The organism is Acidobacteriota bacterium (assembly GCA_028875725.1).
GTDB lineage: Bacteria > Acidobacteriota > Thermoanaerobaculia > Multivoradales > Multivoraceae > Multivorans.
The window spans coordinates 1,667,375-1,687,355 of record JAPPCR010000006.1; the positions used below are offsets into that span (position 1 = coordinate 1,667,375).

General features: G+C 67.8%; 15 protein-coding genes. 4 read left to right on the forward strand and 11 right to left on the reverse strand.

What is annotated here, in order from left to right; translation table 11 throughout:
* Positions 1 to 78: 78 nt before the first annotated feature.
* From OXI49_08885 to OXI49_08920, 8 genes are all read right to left on the reverse strand, one after another.
* Positions 79 to 1,437 carry a coproporphyrinogen-III oxidase family protein gene (locus OXI49_08885; protein ID MDE2690613.1) on the reverse strand — a complete coding sequence of 453 codons (1,359 nt, stop codon included), beginning with the start codon at positions 1,435 to 1,437 and terminating at the stop codon, positions 79 to 81.
* Positions 1,438 to 1,453: 16 nt separating this feature from the next.
* Positions 1,454 to 2,683 carry a PQQ-binding-like beta-propeller repeat protein gene (locus tag OXI49_08890; GenBank protein ID MDE2690614.1) on the reverse strand — a complete coding sequence of 410 codons (1,230 nt, stop codon included), beginning with the start codon at positions 2,681 to 2,683 and terminating at the stop codon, positions 1,454 to 1,456.
* Positions 2,684 to 2,735: 52 nt separating this feature from the next.
* Positions 2,736 to 3,962, reverse strand: a complete 1,227-nt coding sequence (locus OXI49_08895) for an iron-containing alcohol dehydrogenase (GenBank protein MDE2690615.1) — start codon at positions 3,960 to 3,962, stop codon at positions 2,736 to 2,738.
* Between the two features lie 21 nt (positions 3,963 to 3,983).
* Positions 3,984 to 5,420 (reverse strand): PQQ-binding-like beta-propeller repeat protein, encoded by a 1,437-nt coding sequence (locus OXI49_08900; GenBank protein ID MDE2690616.1) that lies wholly within the window; start codon positions 5,418 to 5,420, stop codon positions 3,984 to 3,986.
* A 168-nt stretch (positions 5,421 to 5,588) separates the two neighbouring features.
* Positions 5,589 to 6,962 (reverse strand): PQQ-binding-like beta-propeller repeat protein, encoded by a 1,374-nt coding sequence (locus tag OXI49_08905; protein ID MDE2690617.1) that lies wholly within the window; start codon positions 6,960 to 6,962, stop codon positions 5,589 to 5,591.
* Between the two features lie 23 nt (positions 6,963 to 6,985).
* Complete coding sequence (locus OXI49_08910) at positions 6,986 to 8,086, reverse strand: NAD-dependent epimerase/dehydratase family protein (protein ID MDE2690618.1); 1,101 nt, start codon at positions 8,084 to 8,086, stop codon at positions 6,986 to 6,988.
* A gap of 47 nt (positions 8,087 to 8,133) precedes the next feature.
* Positions 8,134 to 8,553, reverse strand: a complete 420-nt coding sequence (locus OXI49_08915) for a VOC family protein (protein MDE2690619.1) — start codon at positions 8,551 to 8,553, stop codon at positions 8,134 to 8,136.
* Positions 8,554 to 8,659: 106 nt separating this feature from the next.
* Entirely contained in the window at positions 8,660 to 9,601 is a 942-nt protein-coding gene (locus tag OXI49_08920; protein ID MDE2690620.1) for an LLM class F420-dependent oxidoreductase, read from the reverse strand.
* A 155-nt stretch (positions 9,602 to 9,756) separates the two neighbouring features.
* Here OXI49_08920 and OXI49_08925 point away from each other — a divergent pair, with 155 nt between their 5' ends.
* Together OXI49_08925 and OXI49_08930 are read left to right on the forward strand one after the other, a co-directional pair.
* Complete coding sequence (locus OXI49_08925) at positions 9,757 to 10,890, forward strand: CaiB/BaiF CoA-transferase family protein (GenBank protein MDE2690621.1); 1,134 nt, start codon at positions 9,757 to 9,759, stop codon at positions 10,888 to 10,890.
* 59 nt (positions 10,891 to 10,949) lie between these two features.
* Entirely contained in the window at positions 10,950 to 12,404 is a 1,455-nt protein-coding gene (locus OXI49_08930) for a PhoPQ-activated pathogenicity-related family protein (GenBank protein ID MDE2690622.1), read from the forward strand.
* Positions 12,405 to 12,554: 150 nt separating this feature from the next.
* On the opposite strand, the gene OXI49_08935 is transcribed toward OXI49_08930, so the two are convergent.
* Positions 12,555 to 14,459 (reverse strand): sulfatase-like hydrolase/transferase, encoded by a 1,905-nt coding sequence (locus tag OXI49_08935; protein MDE2690623.1) that lies wholly within the window; start codon positions 14,457 to 14,459, stop codon positions 12,555 to 12,557.
* Positions 14,459 to 15,673 (reverse strand): CoA transferase, encoded by a 1,215-nt coding sequence (locus tag OXI49_08940; GenBank protein MDE2690624.1) that lies wholly within the window; start codon positions 15,671 to 15,673, stop codon positions 14,459 to 14,461. Before OXI49_08940 ends, OXI49_08935 begins: the two co-directional genes overlap by 1 nt.
* A 126-nt stretch (positions 15,674 to 15,799) precedes the next feature.
* Here OXI49_08940 and OXI49_08945 point away from each other — a divergent pair, with 126 nt between their 5' ends.
* Positions 15,800 to 16,807, forward strand: a complete 1,008-nt coding sequence (locus OXI49_08945; protein ID MDE2690625.1) for a TIGR03617 family F420-dependent LLM class oxidoreductase — start codon at positions 15,800 to 15,802, stop codon at positions 16,805 to 16,807.
* A 35-nt stretch (positions 16,808 to 16,842) separates the two neighbouring features.
* Entirely contained in the window at positions 16,843 to 18,432 is a 1,590-nt protein-coding gene (locus tag OXI49_08950) for an AMP-binding protein (protein ID MDE2690626.1), read from the forward strand.
* 63 nt (positions 18,433 to 18,495) lie between these two features.
* Here OXI49_08950 and OXI49_08955 read toward each other — a convergent pair whose 3' ends face one another.
* Positions 18,496 to 19,974, reverse strand: a complete 1,479-nt coding sequence (locus OXI49_08955) for an oligopeptide:H+ symporter (protein ID MDE2690627.1) — start codon at positions 19,972 to 19,974, stop codon at positions 18,496 to 18,498.
* Between the last annotated feature and the right edge of the window lie 7 nt (positions 19,975 to 19,981).

Sequence of the window (19,981 nt, forward strand, 5' to 3'; positions counted from 1 at the left end):
GGGGACGGGATGGGCCGAAACACCGAGCCTGCGAGGCGTTTCGGGGCGCTAGGCGCCAGGTAGCGGCCGCGTCTACCGCTACGTGTAGCGGGCGCCGCGGTACTGCTCGTCGTAGAACCGCGGCAGGAGCTGATCCACCCGCAACAGGCCGCCCTCGCTGAGTTCCACCCGTTCCGGACCGACCGTGGCCAGTCCTTGCTCGGTCAGGCTGCCGAAGGCTTCGGCGTAGTCCTCCACGACGTCGACTCCGAACTTCCGCTCGAAGGCTCCGCGCTCCAGCCACCCTCTCTTGAGCTGCAGGATGATTTCGCGGGTCAGCCGCTCGCGCGCCGTCGTGGCCAGGGCCCGGCGCGTGGCAAGACCGCCTTCGTCGATCGCGGCCAGGTAGCCGTCCCAACGATCGTGGTTCTGCATGTGGACGCCGCCCATGTGACCGAACGACGAGACGCCGATCGGGATCATGTCGGCGCCACTCCACACCTCGCGCGCGTAGACGAACTTGCAGCCCCGATCACGCCTCATCATCGTGTAGGCGCTCCAGCGCTCGAAGCCGGCGCGCTCGAACTGCTCGAAGGCGTAGGCGTGCCACTCGCGCTTCGTGCGCCAGTCCGCGAACGCCGGTACGTCCTCGTCGCCCCGCAGCCTGGCTTTCGAATAGACCGTGTTGAAGGGCAGTTCCATCTGGTAGAGAGTGATCGAGTCCGGGTCGTACTCGATCGTCAGGTCGACCGTTCGCTTCCAGCTTTCCCAGGTCTCGCCGACCATGCCGGCGATCAGGTCGACGTTCAATTGTCGGAAGTCCTGCTCCCGAATCCAGTCGCGTACCCGGTAGATCTCCTTCGACACATGGGCGCGCCCATTCTCCTGGAGGATCTCGTCGTCGAAGTTCTCGATTCCGAGGCTCAGCCGGGTGACCCCGATGCTGCGGATCGCTTCCAGTTTGGACCGGGTCAGCGTCCCCGGCTCGCACTCGAACGCCACCTCCTCGGCGCCGTCCCAGGACATCACGCCCTGCAACCGCTCGGCCAGCGGAATCAACTGCTTGGCCGCGATGTAGGACGGCGTGCCGCCGCCGAAGTAGACGAAGTCGAGCTTCCGGCCCCTGATCGCGGCTTTCTCCGCGAGGCGTTCGATCTCCACCCCCAGAGCGTCGAGGTAACGGCCGATCTGCTCGTGGTTCTTGTCGATGTAGACGCGGAAGTAGCAGAACTTGCAACGCTTCCGGCAGAACGGAATGTGGATGTAGAGGCCCAGCGACGTGTCGGCGGCGGGCGCCCGGTCGAGCGCGGCGAAGGCCTCCGGCACGGCAGCCTCGTTCCACGCCGAATACGGCGGGTAGTTCGACACGAAGACGGAACCGATGTCCGTCGCTTCGAGATCGAGCAGACCGGTCGCCGGCTCAGGCCTGACCGGGCTCCTCGTGGCCGTCTCTTGCATCTTCGAAAACGCTCCGTTAGCCGAAGCAGTAGAGGACGCCGTCCAGGCTGCCGATGACCAGGCGCTCCGAGGCCACGGCGGGCGACGCCATGATCGCCGAACCGGTGTCGAATTCCCAGACCGGCTCTCCCGTCGCCTTGTCCAGGGCAAGCACCGGCCCTCGCTTCGACCCCAGGAAGACCCGATCCCCCACGATCACCGGCGAGGAGTCCAGCCGCGCCCCGCTGTTCCACTCCCACTTCCGCTGGCCGGTCGCGGGGTCGAGGGCGTGGACGATCTTGTCCCGGCCGCCGATGACGACGATCTCGTCGTCCGCCGCGGCCGAGGCGTAGAAGGGGAACTTCCGGATCTCGTGCTCGTAGGCCCAGGCGACCTGACGCTTCTCGAGATTGATGCCGAGCACCTCGTTCTCGTAGGTAGCGACGTAGGCCATGTCGCCGATCACGGCAGGGCTCGAGGCCGCCTGGCCGTGAAGGTCGATCTTGTGGATCGTCTCCCCCGTCTCGATGTCGATCAGCCACATGAAACCGTCACAGCCGGAAACGGTCGTCAATCCGTCGGCGACCGCCGGCGTGCCATGGACGTAGCCCTCCGTCTCCACCTGCCAGATCTTCTCGCCGCTCTCGCGGTCCAGGCAGTAGAGCGAGTTGTCGTAGGAACCGACAAGCAGCCGATCTTCGTGGAGAGATACGCCGGCGTAGATCTCGCCAAGCGTCTCGAACTTCCACTTCTGCTCGCCGCTGCCGGCGTCGAGTGCGTAAACGTAGCCGTACTCGTCGCCAACGTAGACCACGTCGTCGAAGACGGACACGGGCGCCTTGATCGGCGTGCCGGCGTCGAACCGCCAGAGCTCCCTGCCCTCGGCAAGGGTCAACGCGTACACCCGGCCCTCGTAGTCGCCGAAGTAGACGACTCCGCCGACGATCGCCGCGGTGCCCTCGATCTCGCTCTCCGTGTCGAAGGTCCACAACAGCTTCGGTTGCTCGGGCAGGGTCGTGGCGGCGACGCCGGTGCCCAGCAGGTTGCCCCGGAACACCGGCCAGGCGTCGGCGGACGGCCGGAACAGGTCGGTCTTCGGCGCCGGATCCGGATTCCCGCCGTCTCCCGCTGTCGCCGTGGTTACAGCGACAACGAGCCCGACAAGCAGCAGGGGCACGACCGGCACCAGATCCTTCAGGGGGCGCGGAAGCTCTCGTTTGGCCAGGCTGCGGCGCCGGCGGTTTCGAAGCTGAGCGAAGTCCAACATGGCAGTTACCAGGACGGTGGTCGGCGGCTCGAGGCGATCCGATCCTTGCCCGTCAGAAGGCCGCCTCGTAGAGGCTCAGCATATCGGAGGCGGTCACGGCGCGCGGATTGAACTGAGCCGTCCATTGCTTGGATGCCTGGCTTGCCAGCACCTCCAGATCAGCCTCCTCGACACCCAGGTCCCTCAGGCGCCCGGCCACCCCGACACTGCCGCGAAGACCGGTCCAGGAGTCGGCGAGCCGCGTGCTCGCGGACCGGTCACCCACCCCGTCGCCGCCCAGCAGGCGGACGAGCCCCCCGTAGCCCGTGTCGCCGGTCTCGCCGTTGAAGCGAACCACGTGATCCAGCATGACGGCCACGGCCACGCCATGCGTGATGTCGTAGCGAGCGGTCAGCGGATTCGCCAGGCCGTGGGCCGCACCCAGCATCGACGCCTCGATCGCGGCCCCGGCAAGGTGCGCTCCCAACAGCATGTCGCCCCACGATTCGTTGATCGCTGCATCCGGCTTCGGCTTCGAGCGCGCGCGGGACTCCGCGCACCGAGCTCCAACGACCACTTCGAATCCGCGTAGAAGACGCCGAAAGCCCTCGGACGCGAACATTCGGGAGTAGGGGTTGGCAGCGGTCGCAACGAAGCTCTCCATCGCATGGGAGAACGCGTCCAGGCCCGTCGCGGCCATGACGTAGGGCGGGGCCGTGCGCGCGAGTTCCGGATCGAGGAGGGTGGCCAGAAACCGTGCTTTCGGGTCACCGCAGGCCATCTTCCGGTGGTCGTCCTCGCGTGAGATCACGGCAAACGACTGCGCCTCGCTGCCGGTCCCCGCGGTGCATGGAACCCCGATCGAAGGCAGCATCGGCCGGCTGGCCTTGCCGAAGCCCCAGTAGTCCTCCATCCGGCCGCCGTTCGTGAACACGAAGTTCGCGCCCTTGGCGCAGTCCATCGCCGAACCGCCCCCCAGACCGACGAGGAACGTGGCGCGGTGGGCCTTTGCAGCAGCGGCCGCCAGGGCCACGTCGCGTTCGCCGGGGTTCTCCCTGACCTCAGAGAAGACGGCGACTTCGAGGCCGGCACTCCGGAGTGAAGCGGATGCGCGGTCTAAATGGCCGGCAGCGGCAACCCCCGGGTCCGTGACCACCAGGACGCGGCCGCCGCCGAGTTCCTGCACGAGGTCGCCAAGGAGATCGATCACGCCGGCGCCGAAAAGCACCCTGCCCGGCGCGGTGTCGACGCTCCAGGAGTCCTCCGTTTCGAGCGGTCGTTGCCCTCGCTTGATTCCCACGGGTGGTCTGGTGCGGCCCCCTCAGTCGGATCCGATCGCGAACACGTCGGAGCGGGTGGCCACGTAGATGCGGCCGTCCTCGGCGACCGGCGTCGTGTACACCGCCGAGCCCATGTTCTGCTCCGCGATCACCTTCTCTTCGCGTCCCGCCTCGAGCACGACGATGTCCCCGTCCTCGTCGCCAAGGTAGACCTTGCCGTCCGCCACGAACGCCGAACCCCAGACCGCCGCGAAGGTGTCGTGAGTCCAGAGATGCTCGCCCGTTTCCACGTCCAGCACATAGAGGAAGCCGCTCAGATCCGGGATGTAGAGCAAGCCGTCGGCGATGGCCACGGTCGAGATCGTCCGGTTGAAGTCCTCGTCACCGAAGTGCCAGAACGCAGCAGTGCCGGTCGCGTCGCCTTCGACATCCGCATCCAGGGCGTAGAGGTGACCCGGTCCCTCGCCGTGCTCTGGATCCTGGCCGACGCCCAGATAGAAGCGGTTGTTGTAGAAGACGGGCGTCGAGATGATGTTGTTGCGGGTGCCCGCACCTCCAAGCTCCCAGACCGAGTCCTTGGGGTTCAGATCGAACTTCCACAGCAGGTCTCCGGTCGCCGGCTCATAGGTGTAGAGCCAACCGTCGCCGCCCGGAAACGCGATCTGCGGCTGGCCGTCGACCACGCCGTAGGCCGGATTCGACCACGAGCCGTGCAGGACCGCATCGCTGCTGTCGATGCTCTCCCAGACCAGTTCGCCGGTGTTCTTGTTCATCGCGACGAAGGCGGGCGACGCCGGTGAGGGGAGGTTGATGTGTCCCTCGTCGACCCCGGCGCCGGTCACCGTGAACAGCAGGTCGCCGACGACGAGGGGCGATCCGGCCGCCAGGTTGTGGGGGAACACGTCGAGCTCGGCGATCATGTCGTACTCCCAAACGATGTCGGCGTCGAGTTCCTCCTTGTACTGCTCGTCCGTCATGCCGTCGTTCACGCCGTCGCGAAACCCGTCGACATCCACGGCCACGATCGTCGCGCGGTTCGAGACGTAGTAGACGCGTTCATCGTCGACGTAGGGCGTGGAGCACACACCCTGAAGCGGCCAGTCGTTGACGCGACCGGCGCCCAGCTTGTCGTGGGTGGCCTGCCAGAGGAGGCCGCCGGTGTCCTTGTCCAGGGCAATGACGACACCCTTGTCGCCCTCGATCCCGGGACGGCGAAGACCCTCGTTGTTCGTACCCACGAACACTCGCCCGTCGCGGAAGACCGGGCCCGCATAGGTCTGGGAGCCGACCTTGGCCCTCCAGATGATGTTCTCGCCGCTCCTGACGTCCCACTCGGTCGGCAGGCCCTTCGCGTCCGAAACCATGTTCCGCGCGTGCGTGTTGCCGAACATCGCCGGCGGCTCGGGTTCCGTCGCCGCGATCGGCGCCGTCGCGGCGCCGGCCAGAAGGAGCGCCGCAGCTAGAGAGAGTCGAGACATCATGGTGTTCCAGTCCGTTGGTCGAATGAGCGTGTCGCTGCTGCCGACGCGGAGCGCGAGAATCCGTTCACGGCGACTGGTCGCCGCGGCCCCGCCGCCGAAGGCCGGCAACGGTATCAAAGGGTCGGGATCCCCTTCGAGCCCGCATTCCAGCCCTGAACTCCCGTCCTAGCGCTCGCCCGCGCCGAACCGTGCGCTGCCACGACTCCGCAACGCGTAGAGCGTGTCGCTGGTCGCGACGTACAGCCCGGAGCCGTCGGTCGAGGGCGAGGCGTAGACCGCCTGCGGCATGACGTTCTCGGCCAGCACCTCGAGCGTGCGGCCAGCCCGCAGCACCGCCACATCGCCTTCCGTATCGCCCGCGTACACCTTGCCGTCCGCGACCAGGGGCGAACTCCAGAACGGCGCCAGCGCGTCGTAGGTCCAGAGCTTCTCGCCCGTTGAGGCGTCTATCGCGAAGAGGAAGCCGTTCAGGTCCGCCGTGTAAACGATGCCGCCCACTACCGCGACCGTGGCAATCGCACGGCCGAGATCCGGATCCTCGAAACGCCAGCGGACGCCGCCCGAAGTCACGTCGCCCCGCCCGCCCGCGTCGACCGCCCAGACGACGCCCCGGCGCAGGGAGACTTCCGGGTCCCGGCCTACCGCGGCAAAGACCATGCCTTCGTGCAGTACCGGCGTCGCCACGAACACATTCCTGGATTCCCCTCGGGCCGCCTCGTCGCTGGTGAGTGCCGAGTTGCCGTCGAACCGCCACAGCGGCCTTCCCGTCGTGGGCTCGAAGCCGTAGAGCCAGCCGTCGCCGCCCGGGAAAACGGCCTGGTCCCCGCCGCCGGCACGCCCGTAGGAGGGACTCCCCCACTGCCCGTCGACGAGCGCCGCGCCGGGGCTGCCATCGCGCCATACCGGCCGGCCCGTCGCACGCTCCAACGCCGCAAAGCTGGGCGCTTCCGGGGCCGGAACCCGCCCGTCGTCCGTCACCCCGTTGCTGGTCGACACGAACACCAGATTGCCCACGGCCAGCGGCGTAGAGGCCGCCATGTGTTTCGGGAACACGCCCCACTCGCCGACCATGTCGAACGACCAGTCGACTCCCCCGTCGAGGTTCGCCGCGACGACCTCCCCCCGGTTCGAGACGTAGTACAGCCTTTCGCCGTCGAACGACGGAGTCGAGCACACTCCCTGGAGCGGCCAGTCGTTCGCATCCCCGGCTTCCAGCTTCTCGTGGGTGATCTGCCAGCGGAACCCGCCGTCACGGCGGTCGAACGCCATCACCACGCCACGGTCGCCGACAACCGCCGGGTCGCGGGGCCGCTCGTTGTTCGTGCCTACGACGATCAGGCCGCCCGCGATCGTCGGACCGCCGTAGGTCACCGTGCCGAGGTCGGCGGACCAGAGAACACCCTCGCCGGAGGGAACATCCCAGGTGACCGGCAAGTCCTCAGCCTCGGCCACCCGGTTGCGCCCGGGATTCGGGTCGTCGGCAACGAGCGCACCGCCCCACACAAACGCGAACAGGGAAACGGCGGGGAGAAACCTCAATGGCCTCAGCCCCGCAACCGCGCTCAGGCCTCCCGCAACTGCGGCTCGATGATGCCCAGCTCGACCGACGTCTCCACGACGGCCTGGATCGTGTCCTCCACGGGTCGGAGGGTGGCCCCCAGCACGGAGACCGCCTTCTTGCTGTGGTTGAGCGCCGCCGGTGGTGGCGTGCCGCCTTCAGGGACTTCCGGTTCGCCGACCGTGAACGCCGGGAAGAGTTCCTGGATGATCCCACGCACCTCCGTGCCGAGCCGGAGAGCGGAACGCCCGCCGCTGCCGTGCAGGAGGTAGCGGTTGCCGCCGTTCGACGCCCGGTGGTCCACATCTGACTCGGCCGCCAGCCGTTCCGCCTTGACCAGGTCGCGCACGTCGATGATGTTGTAGTACATGTCGTACGGCGTCGGCCACGACGTCGCCTGTCCCGCGGCGAGCCGGCCGATCTGCTCGATCCACTGGCCGACCTGGGCCTTGAACAGGATCGGCCCGCAGATCATCGCCGGGTTCAGGGTGACCACGTCCCAGCGGCCGCCGCTGTCGTCGGCGGCCTGATTCAGCAGATGCTCCGTGTCCACCTTGCTGCGGGCATAGGCCATCCGGGGGTGCTGCCAGACCTCCGGTTCGAAGTTGTCGTTCGCCCAGTCCGTCTCCGTCCACGCATAGCCCGGAGGCATGGCCGGCGCTCCCAGGCCCGCCACCGCCGCCAGGGAACTCGTGTAGACGACGCGCTTGACGCTGCCGCTCCGGTTCACCGAGTCGATCACGTTCCGCGTCCCGGCCATGCCGCCCTCGTAGACGTCCGTCGACACGTTGCCGGAGCCCAACGGCTGCGACTTGCCGTCGGCCGAGTTGCCGAGCACCGCGGCGACGTGGAACACGGCCGAGCAGCCGGTAAAAGCCTCGTCGTACGAACCGGGGACGAACAGGTCGCAGCCGTCGACGATCTCGACGTTCGGCAGCCGGTTCAGGTACTCGACGCAGTCCCTGCCGCGCCAGGAATCGGCGTTGCGCAAGCAGGCCCGGACCGTGTAGCCCTGGAGGACGAGCTCGCGCACCATGTGGCCGCCGGTGAAACCGGAAACACCGGTGACGGCGACCGGGCCGTCGTGCGGAGAAATGGCAGTCATCGTGTTGGCTCCTTGCAGCTCCCGGTAGCGGGCGCCGGGCTTCCCGCCTACTCCTGCGGCGGTGCGTACACCAGCATCCAGTTGACGCCGAAGCGGTCGACGCACATGCCGAAGTAGGCGCCCCAGAACTGGTCCTCCATCGGCATCGTCACCGCGCCGCCGTCCGACAGCTTCGCGATCAGCTCGTCGGCACGTTCCCGGCTCTCGGCCTCGACCGAGATCGAGAAGTTGTTGCCGACCGCAAGCGGCGGCCCGAACGTCGTGCTGTCGCTCCCCATCAGCACGCTGTCGCCGACCGGCAGGGACACGTGCATGATCTGGTCCTCCTGGCCCTCGGCCAGCGGCAGCCCCTCCGGGCCCTCGCCGAAGGTGTTGAAGTCCGAGAACTCGCCGCCGAAGACGGACCGGTAGAAGTCGAACGCCTCGCGGCAGTTGCCGTCGAAGGTCAGGTAGGTGTTCAGTGCCATGAAGGATCTCCTCTAGTCAGGCCGGCACGGGAATGAGGCTGACCCGTCCGGCCCCGGGGCGGCGGGAGCTTACGTCAAGGCCGAGGGACCTGACGAGCGAGGCCGCCTACTCCGGCGCCAGCGCGCGGATCGTCTCCCGCAGATCATCCCCCGGATGCATGATCTGAATCGCCGGGGTATGCACCCCCGCCTCGATGTACTCCTGGATCCGCTCCCGGCACTTGCCGGGCGAACCGATGATCAGGATGTCGCGAAGCGCCTCCTCGGGGATGACCTCCAGCGCCTTCTTCCTGTCGCCGGCTGCCCAGGCGTCCCACATCGGGCCGAGGACGTCGCGGCGGCCCAGCCAGTCGTGAAAAGCGGCGTAGACCGGCACGTTCAGGTAGGCGGCCATGGAGCGTTTGCCGACGAAGTCGATCACGCCCTGGTCTTCGGTGGCGATGACGAAGATGCGCGCCGCGATCTCCTTGCCGGGGCCGGCCTCGTGGACGTAGGGAACGACCCTCTTCACGTCGCCGGGCGACAGCCAGTTCAGGATCGCGCCGTCGCCTTCGCGGCCGGCCATCCGCAGCATGCCCTGGCGCAGCGCCGCCACCAGGATCGGCGGAGACTCCTTCAGCGGCCTGCCCATGCGGAAGCCGCGGACGTGGAAGGTCTCGAACTCCTCCTCGATCCGGTCGCCGGTGAGCGCCTTCTTGAGGAAACGGACCATGTCCCGGGTCTTGTAGTAAGGCCGCTCGAACGGGATGTCGTTCCACTGCTCGACGATCACGTTGGACGATGTGCCGATGCCCATGACGAAGCGCCCCGGCGCCGCCTCGGCCATCGCGCCGACGGTCTGCGCCATCAGCGCCGGGCCGCGGGTGTAGGCGGGGATGATCGCGATGCCGAGCCGAGCGGTCGGCGCCCAGATCGAGGCCTGCACGAGAGGCGTGAAGCCGTCGGAGCCGTTCGACTCGGAGGACCAGAAGTCGGTGTACCCCAGGTCCACCATCTCCTTGATCAGGTCTTCCTGCTCCGCCAGGGGCAGGCCGAATGGGATCGTCATTCCGTATCGCTGCATGGTCTCGGGCTCCCCTGGCGCGACCCGGAAGTCGCGGTCCGGCTGAGTCTGCGGTTGCGGAGGCGAACGGGATTGTACGGCAGACGTCTCCTATACTGACCGGCCTCGATTCCGCAGCAACGTTCCACCTGGAGATACGGATCATGGGACCACTCGACGGCTACCGCATTCTCGAGATCGCCGGCATCGGACCGGGGCCGTTCTGCGCAATGGTGCTCTCGGACCTGGGCGCCGAGGTCGTTCGCATCGACCGGAAGGCCTACGCGGGCCGGGGCTCGAAGTTCGATGTGCTGAACCGCGGCCGCCGCTCCCTGGGATTGGACCTCAAGCGTCCGGAGGCGGTCGAAGCAGTGCTCGACATGGTCGAGAAGGCCGACGGCCTGATCGAGGGCTTTCGTCCGGGGGTCATGGAGCGGCTCGGCCTCGGCCCCGACGTCTGCCTGGAACGGAACCCGAAGCTCGTCTTCGGGCGCATGACCGGCTGGGGCCAGAACGGCACGATCGCCCACGCCGCCGGCCACGACATCAACTACATCGCCCTGTCGGGCGTGCTGCACTCGATCGGCAACAACGGCGGCAGGCCGGTGCCGCCGCTCAACCTGGTCGGCGACTTCGGTGGCGGCGGCATGTTGCTCGCCCTGGGCGTCGTCGCCGGCCTGCTGGAGGCGCAGAAGTCCGGCAAGGGCCAGGTCGTCGACGCCGCGATGACCGACGGTTCGGCGCTGCTGCTGGCGGCCGTCGTCGGCATGCACAGCGCCGGCGTGTGGAAGGACGACCGCGGCTCGAACATGCTGGACAGCGGCTCCCACTTCTACGACACCTACGAGTGCTCCGACGGCGAGTACGTCTCCATCGGCTCGATCGAGCCGCAGTTCTATGCCCTGCTGCTCGAGAAGACCGGCCTCGACGGCGCCGAGTGGGAGGGCCACCTCCAGAACCGGGACCGCTGGCCGGAGCTCAAGGCGAAGCTGGCCGAGGTGTTCCGGACGAAGACGCGCGACGAGTGGTGCGAAATCATGGAAGGCAGCGACATCTGCTTCGCCCCGGTGCTCCGCATCGGTGAAGCGATCGAGCATCCGCACAACCGGTCCCGGCAGACCTTCGTCGAAGTCGACGGCGTGGCCCAGCCGGCGCCGGCGCCACGCTTCAGCCGGACTCCGGTAGCGGTCCAGGGTCCGCCGCCGAAGGCCGGCGAGCACAGCGACGCGGTGCTGGCGGACTGGGGGTTCGGCGGCGAACGGATCGACGCGATGCGGGCGGCGGGAGCGATCTGAGGCTGGCTCGACGGAACAGCGTCGGCTGGCGGACCCGGACGCAAAGGAGGATTGAAACCATGAAGAGAGCGCGCGACCTGCTCACTCTGCTCGCCATCGGACTGCTGGTTGTCGGCTGCGCCGGCGGGGCCGACTACGGCGGCGCCGAGCCGGCTAGCGACGCCGGTCCGGCCTCGAACGAGATCCTCCAGAACTACGTCGACACACCCGACCTGGCCTACGGCTGGACCCTGGTGAACAGCGAGCCCGGCAACGGCTACACCCTGCACACGATCGAGATGACGAGCCAGACCTGGCTCACCGAGGCCGAGGTCGACCGGCCGCTGTGGACCCACTGGCTGATGGTGGTCGAGCCCGATGAGGTGCGGAGCGACCACGCTTTCCTCTACATCTCGGGCGGCCGCAACGGCGGCGACCCGCCGGAACAGGCCAATCCGCTCACCCTCCAGCCGGCCCTCGCGACCGGTTCGTTCACGGCCGAACTGCGGATGGTTCCGAACCAGCCGCTCAACTTCGTCGGCGACGACTACGGCGAGCGGGTCGAGGACGAACTGATCGCCTACGGCTGGGACAAGTTCCTGCGAGGCGAGGATGCGATCTGGCTCGCCCGTCTGCCGATGACGAAGGCCGCGGTCCGGGCGATGGACACGATGACCGCCTTCGCGGCGTCCGGAGACGGCGGCGGGAACGACGTGAGCCGGTTCGTCGTCGCCGGCGGCTCGAAGCGCGGCTGGACCACCTGGACCACGGCAATGGTCGACGACCGGGTGGTCGCGATCGCGCCGATCGTGATCGACCTCCTGAACCTCGAAGCCTCCTTCGAGCACCACTGGAAGGCCTACGGCTTCTGGGCGCCGGCGATCGGTGACTACGTGTACGAGGGGATCACGGACTGGTTCGGAACTCCCGAGTACCTGGAGCTCCAGAAGATCGTCGAGCCCTACAACCACCTCGACAAGCTCACGATGCCGAAGTACCTGATCAACGCGACCGGCGATCAGTTCTTCCTGCCCGACTCGGCCCAGTTCTACTTCGACGACCTGCTCGGCGAGAAGCACCTGCGCTACGTGCCGAACACCGAACACTCCCTCGGCGGCAGCGACGCGGCGGTCGGTTTCCTGGCCTTCTACCAGGCCATTCTGGATGGCGTGGACCGGCCCGACGTCGACTGGTCGATCGAGACCGACGATTCGGGCGGCGCCGCCATCACTGCCTGGGTGGCGAACGACATGGAGCCGAGTCGGGTTCTCCTGTGGCAGGCCTCGAACCCGGAAACGCGCGACCTTCGGGTCGACACGATCGGCCGGTCGTGGACCAGCGCCGCCGTCGAACCCGGCGAGGACGGCAGGTGGGTCGGCGCCGTCCCCGCGCCGGAACGCGGCTGGACCGGCTTCTACCTCGAGTTCGCCTTCCCCGGGCCCGGCGAGGCGCCGTTCCAGTTCTCGACCGAGATCAAGGTGGTGCCGGAGGATCTACCCTTCGGCTGGCCACCGGAGACGCCGGCGAGCGAGTAGGCCGATGGCGGAGAACCCGCGGAAGCGAGGGCGACCGGCAACGGATCGGCCGACGTCCTGGATCGCCAAGGCCATGGGTGCAAGGGTCAACCTCTCCGACAAGGAAGCGGTCTACCGCGCCCTGGGGCTGCCCCACCCGAGACGGCGGCTTCAGCGGTCCGGGGAATCGAGTTCGATCGCCTCCAGCAGCCGAGGTACGTAGTTCCTGAATCGGCGGTCGAGGCCTTCGAGTTCACTCGGCAGGGCGTGCAGTCGTTCGCGCCACGCTTTGGCCTGCGGGTTCTCAGCGCCCAGGACGTCCGGTTCCAGATAGTCGAGCGCGTTGAGCGCGAGCAGGGCGTCGAAGAAGTCGTTGTCCTCGATCGAAGCCGAGGCTAGGAGCAGTTCCACCGCGGGCGCAAGGTCCCTCTCCTCGCCGAAACGGCCCAGGGCTTCGGCAGCGTGAATGCGCACCGGCGGTGACGGGTCGTCGAGCACCGCCCTCAGCGCGGCAGCGGCCGACCGCACCGCCTTCTCGCCGCGAGTTCGCAGCCCGATTCCGGCCCAGGCGCGTACTGCGGAGTCCGGGTCGCGGAGCATGCGGGTCAACCGCTCGATGTCCCCGCTCCGCCACTTCGACCGATCCGTGGCGAGTTCGGCCGCGGGCAGGACACGCTCGATCTGGTAGCCGCCCTGGCCGTAGGTCCAGGGCACGCCGCCCATGTCCGCCGCACGTCGGTGCATTTCGCCTTCAGGCAGGAAACTGAGATCGCGGATGGTCATGAGCTGTCGCCGCAACGCCGCGGCCAGCCGTTCCCGCTCGGCTTCGTGCTCGGCTGAACCGGCGAGGTTGTTCACCAGATCCGGATCGTTCGCCAGGTCGTAGAACTCCTCGCTCGGCTTCTCCCGCCAGAAGGCCGACTGGGCCCCGTTCAGTTCGCCCTCCTGGAACAGCCGCAGCCAGACCCGGGTCGTCGGCGTCTCCATCTGGTAGGAGAGACGCTGGCCGTACGGCCGGTCGACCAGGAAGTTGCGCGCGTAGAGATAGCGCTTGTCACGGACGCTCCGCACCAGGTCGTAGCGCTCGTCCATGCGGTCGGCGAAGCCGAACAGGAAGTCCTTCGGCTCCGCCTCGTGGGCGCCCAGGAAGGCCCGGCCCTGGAGGTGCGGCGGTGGTTCGATCCCTGCAAGGCTCAGCATGGTGGGCGCGAAATCGATGAAGCCGACCAGCCGGTCCGTGCTGCCGCCCGCCTCGTAGTCCGCCGGCGCCAGGTGCCGGTACTTCTCCGGCACCGAGACGATGAGCGGCACATGGAGACCGGTCTGGAGCGCCGTGCGCTTGCCGCGCGGCAGGCCCGGACCGTGATCGGCCCAGTAGAAGACGATCGTGTCGTCCGCGAGACCGGCCGCATCGAGCTCGCCCAGGCGCTCCCCGACGAGCGCGTCCATCTCGGTCAGCTTGTCGTAGTACTGCGCCCAGTCCCGCCGCACCTCCGGTGTGTCGGGGTGGTATGCCGGCACGCGAACGCCGGCCGGATCGTGGACCTGCGTGTGCGGTCGGCGCCGGATCTGGCTCTCATGGGTGACGGTGAAGTTGAACACCGAGAAGAACGGCGCCCCCTCCGGGCGGTTCCGCCAGTGCGCCTCACGGGACGACTCGTGCCATACGGCTCCATGGCCGCCGGGCTTCTCGAGGTTGTAGTCCTCCTTGGCGTTGTTCGTCACGTAGTAGCCCGCCTCACGCAGGACCTGCGGGAAGAAGCGGAAGCCCTCCGGAAGCCTCGATTGGCTCCGCATGTGTTGCGAGCCGGTGGACGACGGGTAGAGGCCGCTGATGATCGTCGTGCGTGCCGGCGCGCACACCGGCACGGTCGACCAGGCGTTGCGGTAGACGAGCCCGCGAGCGGCGAGGCGGTCGAGGTTCGGTGTCGTGGCGTAGTCGTCGCCGTAGGCGCCCAGATGCGGGCCGTTGTCCTCGCTCGAGACCCAGAGGATGTTGGGCGGCGGGAGGTCGGGCGCACCCTCCTGACTGACGGCCGGTACCGCCAGGAACAGCAGCGCGAGGAGACCGCGCACTACACGACCCGTTCAGCCCGGAACGCCGCGATCTCGTCGCTGCTGTAGCCGAGATCGCCCAGGATCTCGTCGGTGTGCTCGCCCAGGGTCGGTGCACGGTGACGGATCATGGCCGGAGTCTCGGTCAGGCGCACGGAAGGCTGCGCCACCGGCGCCGGCCGCGCCATGCCCGGATAGTCGAGTTCGGCAAAGGAACCGACCTCCGCGATGTGTGGATCGTCCAGCGTCTGCTGCATCGAGTACACCGGCCCCGATGGGATCATCGCCGCGTTCAGGGTCTCTACCGCTTCCCCGGTCGACCGGGAGGCGCACCACGCGGACATCCGTTTGCCGATCACGTCGCCGTGGTCGCCCCGCGAGAGATCGTCGGCGAAGCGTGGATCGTTCAGCCAGTCGATCTCTTCGCCCTCGCCTCCGGCGCCGTTGTCCTCGGCCATCAGGTCGACCCAGCGCCTGAACAGCGGTTCGCCGATCACCGAGCACAGGATCCAGCCATCGGCGGTGCGGAAGATGTCCCCCGGACCGGAGGTCTGCGACATGTTGCCGGTCGGCAGCCGGTTGCGCTCGATCACCGCCTGCTCGATCAGGTTCGCGTTGCCCATCATCAAGGCGGTCTTGAGCAGTGCGCCCTCGACCATCTGCCCCTTGCCGGTCTGCTGGCGGGCCATCAGGGCGGCCAGCGTGCCGTAGGCGCAGGAAAGCGCCGTCCCGAAGTCGACGAAGGGAGCGGCCGCGCGCCGCGGCCTGTCCGCCTCGCCGGTCATGTAGGCGATGCCGGACATGACCTGACCGATGCCGTCGAAGCCGACCCGGTCGCTGTACCGGCCGCCGCGGCCGTAGGCCGACACAGTCGTCAGGATGATGTCTTCCTTCACCTCGCGCAGGCTGTCCAGGTCCAGTCCCATCGCCTGGAGGGTCTTCGGCGGCAGATTCGCCACCACGACGTCCGCGGTCGCCAGAAGGCGCTTCACGATTTCCCGGCCGGCCGGTTTCGTCGGGTTCAGCGTCAGCGAGCGCTTGTTTCGGTTCATCTGCAGGAACATGCCGCCCTCTCCACTCGGCGCCACCGGAGCGATGAACCGGTCCTCGCTGCCCCGGACCTTCTCGACCCGGATGACTTCAGCCCCGAGATCGCCGAGCAGGGCGGCGCAGAACGGTCCGGCGATGTAGCGGCCGAAGTCCAGGACGCGGACGCCGGCGAGCACCTGGTGCATGGGAACTCCGTAGGGGTGGAAACGCAGTCTTCTCGCGCGAGAGAGCCGGGATCGTAGCAAGCCCGTCCGCTCCTCTATACTCGCGCGCCACCCTCGGAAACAGGCGCACCAAGCCAGGAGAACGACATGAAGGTTGACGGCGGACTCCCCACCAATCTGCGCGAGGTTCCGGCCCGAATTCGCGAACTCGAAGACGCCGGTTTCGCGGCGGCGATGACCGCGGAGACGGCCCACGATCCGTTCTTCCCTCTGCTCCTGGCCGCGGAGCACAGCAAACGGATCGAACTGATGACGTCCATCGCGGTCGCCTTCGCCCGCACTCCGATGAACCTGGCGAACGTCGGCCACGACCTGAACGCCTACTCCCAGGGCCGCCTCATCCTCGGCCTGGGCTCGCAGATCCGGCCGCACATCACGAAGCGCTTCAGCATGCCCTGGTCCCACCCGGCCCGGCGGATGAGGGAGTTCATCCTGGCGATGCGCGCGATCTGGTCGAACTGGTACGAGGGCGAGCGGCTGCGCTTCCAGGGCGAGTTCTACTCCCACACCCTGATGACGCCGATGTTCACGCCGACCGACACGGAACACGGACCGCCGAAGGTGTTCCTGGCCGCCGTCGGGCCGCTGATGACCGAGGTCGCCGGCGAGGTGGCGGACGGTTTGATCGTCCATCCGTTCACGACGCAGTCCTACATGCGCGACACCACCCTGCCGGCCATCGAGCGCGGTCTGGCAACCGCTGGCCGCGACCGCTCGACGTTCGAGATCGCCTACCCCGGCTTTATCGTCTCCGGTCAGGACGAGAAGACCTTCGAGGCGACGAAGCAGGCGGTCAAGAAGCAGATCTCCTTCTACGGCTCGACGCCCGCCTACCGGCCGGTGCTCGAGTCGGAGGGCTGGGGCGACCTGCAGCTCGAGCTGAACCGGATGTCGAAGCAGGGCCAGTGGGACGAGATGGGTCTTCTCATCACCGACGAGATGCTCGACGCCTTCGCCGTCGTCGGCGAACCGGCCGACCTGGCCCGGGGCGTCCTCGACCGCTACGGCGAGGTCGTCGACCGGATGAGCCCCAACCTCCGCTTTCTCGACGAGGTGACGCAGCGCGACGTGATCGCCTCCCTGTCCGCGAACTGAGCCCAGGGATCCGATCCCCACAGGAGTTGCACGCGATGAAGGAGTTGATCTTCCACCGACTGTTCGTTCCAGCCATGAACTACCTGGCGAACAAGGAATCGATCATCGATGGCGCCTACAGCGCGACCTTCGGGAAGCATGCCGACCGCACGATGCGCCTGTGCACGGCCCTGAGCGGCGAGTTGGGCGTCGGCCGTGCCGATCGCTTCGCCGTCATGGCGCTCACCAGCCATGAATATGTCGAGCTGTACCATGCCGCCTACCTCGGCGCCGGCGTGATCAACCCGCTGAACCTGCGTCTGGCCGGCAAGGAACTCGACTACATCGTGCGTGACTCGGGCACCGAGGTCGCCTTCGTCGACAAGACCTTCGCGCCCCTGTTCGCGCAGGCGATGGCGCTCGCCGGCGACGAGTGCACGGTCCGGCGCACGGTGTTGATCGGCGGGCCCGACGACGACACCGACGCCCCCTACGACCTGCGCTACGAAGACCTGATCGCCGGCAGCGACCCCGTCCTGCCGGACGAGCCGGAAGAGACCGATTCGGTCGTGCTGATGTACACCGGCGGCACGACCGGTCTGCCCAAGGGCGTTCTCTGCAACCAGCGCGCCGAGATCCTCAACACCTACCACGGGGTCATGCGCTTCCCGCAACTTTCCGACGGCGTCGCGCTGCTGCAGACACCGATCTTCCACGCCGCGTCCATGGTCGGGGTCATCGCGACACAGACATTCGGCGGCAAGTTCGTCCTGATGCCGATGTTCGACCCGGGCGCGGCGATCGCGCTGATCGAGAAGTACCAGGTGACCACCACGACCATGGTGCCGACCATGATCCACATGCTGATGAGCCACCCGGATTTCGCGCCGGAGAAGCTCTCCTCGCTGCGCAACCTGGGTTATGGCGCGTCGCCGATGCCTGCGGCCCTGCTCGACCGGCTGCTCACCCTCTTCCCGGAGATGGAGATCGGCCAGGGCTACGGCATGACCGAGAGTTCGTCGTTGCTTACCGTTCTCGACGCTGAGGACCACAAGGTCGGCGGCGACCGCCTGCGTTCGGTCGGCCGGGCCGTGCCCGGCGTCGTGCTGTCGATCCAGGACGAGGACGGCAACATTCTGCCTTCCGGCGAAGTCGGCGAGGTCTGCGCCAAAGGCGGCAACTACATGACCGAGTACTGGAACAAGCCGGAGGCCACGGAGGAAGCGTTCCAGGGCGGCTGGTACCACACCGGCGACGCCGGCTATCTGGACGAAGAGGGCTACCTGTTCCTGGTCGACCGGGTCAAGGACATGATCGTCTCGGGCGGCGAGAACGTCTACTCCGCCGAGGTCGAGAGCGCGATCTCGACCCATCCGGTCGTCGGCCAGGTGGCCGTGATCGGCGTCCCCCACGAAGTCTGGGGCGAGCAGGTCCACGCCATCGTCGTGCCGAAGGAGGGCGCCGACGTCGACGAGGGCACGGAAGCCTCGATCATCAGCCACGCCCGCGAGTCGATTGCCGGCTACAAGGTGCCCAAGTCGGTCGAGTTCCGGGCCGAGCCCCTGCCTTTGTCCGGCGCGATGAAGGTGCTGAAGCGCGAGCTGCGCGCCCCGTACTGGGAGGGCAAGGAGCGCGGCATCAACTGAGCACGCCGCGGCCGGACTGTCGGTGCGCCGACCTACTGGCCGGCATCAGGTCAGTCCCGGCGTCTACTTCACTCCGGCGCACAGCCACTTGATCGGCTTGAACAGGACCAGGAACACGGCGCCGCCGACTGCCACGATCAGCGCCACCGTGCGGAACAACTCGGCCGGCGGCAGCGCCTCGATGTAGCCGGCCACCCGACCCGCGATCAGGTTGCCGAGGGCGGCGCCCATGAACCAGGTCCCCATCATCTGGGACACCAGACGGTCCGGCGCCAGCTTCGTCATGCTCGACAGGCCCACCGGGCTCAGGCAAAGCTCACCGACCGTGTGGAAGAAGTAGGTCACGACCAGCCAGGCCATCGCCGCCTGCTCGCCGCCCGCTTCGGCCATCGAGGCGCCCCAGGAGAGCACGCCGAAACCGACACCGAGCAGCACCAGACCAAGGCCGAACTTGACCGGGATCGACGGGTTCCGGTCCCCGAGCTTGACCCAGAGGGCGCCCATGACCGGCGCCAGGACGATGATGAAGAAGGGGTTCACCGCCTGCAGCGAGCCGATCGGAACCTCCATGAGTCCCCAGAGGTCACGGTTCACGTAGTCCCTCGTGAACAGGTTGAGAGTGGACCCCGCCTGCTCGAAGCCTGACCAGAACAGGGCCGCGCCCACGAACAGCACCGCGCATGCGCCGACTCTTCGCCTCTCCGTGGCGTCGTTGCAGACGAAGCCGATCACGTAGGCGAAGTAGACCGCCGCCAGCACGACAACGATGACGCCGGTCGCGTCAGCGAAACCGACCAGGGTGATCGGCGCGCTTTCGCTGGCTCCGAGCCACCACAGGATGCCCGCCAGCACGACGATGCAGGCGGTACCAGCGATCAGGCTGCGCTTGGCGTTCGCGAGCTGAACGGGATCGGCCGCCGGCCCGCGCGGATCACCGGCGCCTTCCAGGTGCTTCTGTCCGCGGACGTAGGCGACGATCGCCGCGGTCATGCCCACGCCGGCCGCGCCGAAGCCCAGGTGCCAGTTGATGTTCTCGCCCAGGTAGGAACAGACGAGCGGCCCGGCGAGGGCGCCGATGTTGATCCCGGAGTAGAAGATCGAGAAACCGGCGTCGCGCCTGGCCGCGCTGTCGCTCACGTAGAGGTCGCCGACCACGGCCGAGACGTTCGGCTTGAGCAGGCCGGTGCCGACCACGACCAGGAACAGGCCGAGGAAGAAGGTCACGAGACTCGGCACCGCGAGGGCGTAGTGCCCGAGCGCGATGATCACGCCGCCCCAGAGCACCGCCTTCTTCTGCCCCAGGATGCGATCGGCGACCCAGCCGCCCGGCAGCGCCAGGGCGTACACGCCGAAGGTGTAGAGGCCATAGATCGCCGAACTCCTCTCGGTGCCCAGGTCGAGCCCGCCGGTGGCGACGTCCGTCATGTACAGGAGCAGCAGCGCGCGCATGCCGTAGTAGCTGAAGCGCTCCCAGAGCTCCGTGAAGAACAGCGTCGAGAGTCCCCGCGGGTGACCGAACCACTGTGCCGTCGTTGTCGTCATGACCGGG

Bases quoted from the DNA above. Each gene is read 5' to 3' on its own strand.
- OXI49_08945 (MDE2690625.1), top strand. From the start codon at position 15,800: ATGAAGGTTGACGGCGGACTCCCCACCAATCTGCGCGAGGTTCCGGCC.
- OXI49_08885 (MDE2690613.1), bottom strand. From the start codon at position 1,437: ATGCAAGAGACGGCCACGAGGAGCCCGGTCAGGCCTGAGCCGGCGACC.
- OXI49_08900 (MDE2690616.1), bottom strand. From the start codon at position 5,420: ATGTCTCGACTCTCTCTAGCTGCGGCGCTCCTTCTGGCCGGCGCCGCG.
- OXI49_08955 (MDE2690627.1), bottom strand. From the start codon at position 19,974: ATGACGACAACGACGGCACAGTGGTTCGGTCACCCGCGGGGACTCTCG.
- OXI49_08910 (MDE2690618.1), bottom strand. From the start codon at position 8,086: ATGACTGCCATTTCTCCGCACGACGGCCCGGTCGCCGTCACCGGTGTT.
- OXI49_08920 (MDE2690620.1), bottom strand. From the start codon at position 9,601: ATGACGATCCCATTCGGCCTGCCCCTGGCGGAGCAGGAAGACCTGATC.
- OXI49_08950 (MDE2690626.1), top strand. From the start codon at position 16,843: ATGAAGGAGTTGATCTTCCACCGACTGTTCGTTCCAGCCATGAACTAC.
- OXI49_08940 (MDE2690624.1), bottom strand. From the start codon at position 15,673: ATGCACCAGGTGCTCGCCGGCGTCCGCGTCCTGGACTTCGGCCGCTAC.
- OXI49_08890 (MDE2690614.1), bottom strand. From the start codon at position 2,683: ATGTTGGACTTCGCTCAGCTTCGAAACCGCCGGCGCCGCAGCCTGGCC.
- OXI49_08915 (MDE2690619.1), bottom strand. From the start codon at position 8,553: ATGGCACTGAACACCTACCTGACCTTCGACGGCAACTGCCGCGAGGCG.
- OXI49_08930 (MDE2690622.1), top strand. From the start codon at position 10,950: ATGAAGAGAGCGCGCGACCTGCTCACTCTGCTCGCCATCGGACTGCTG.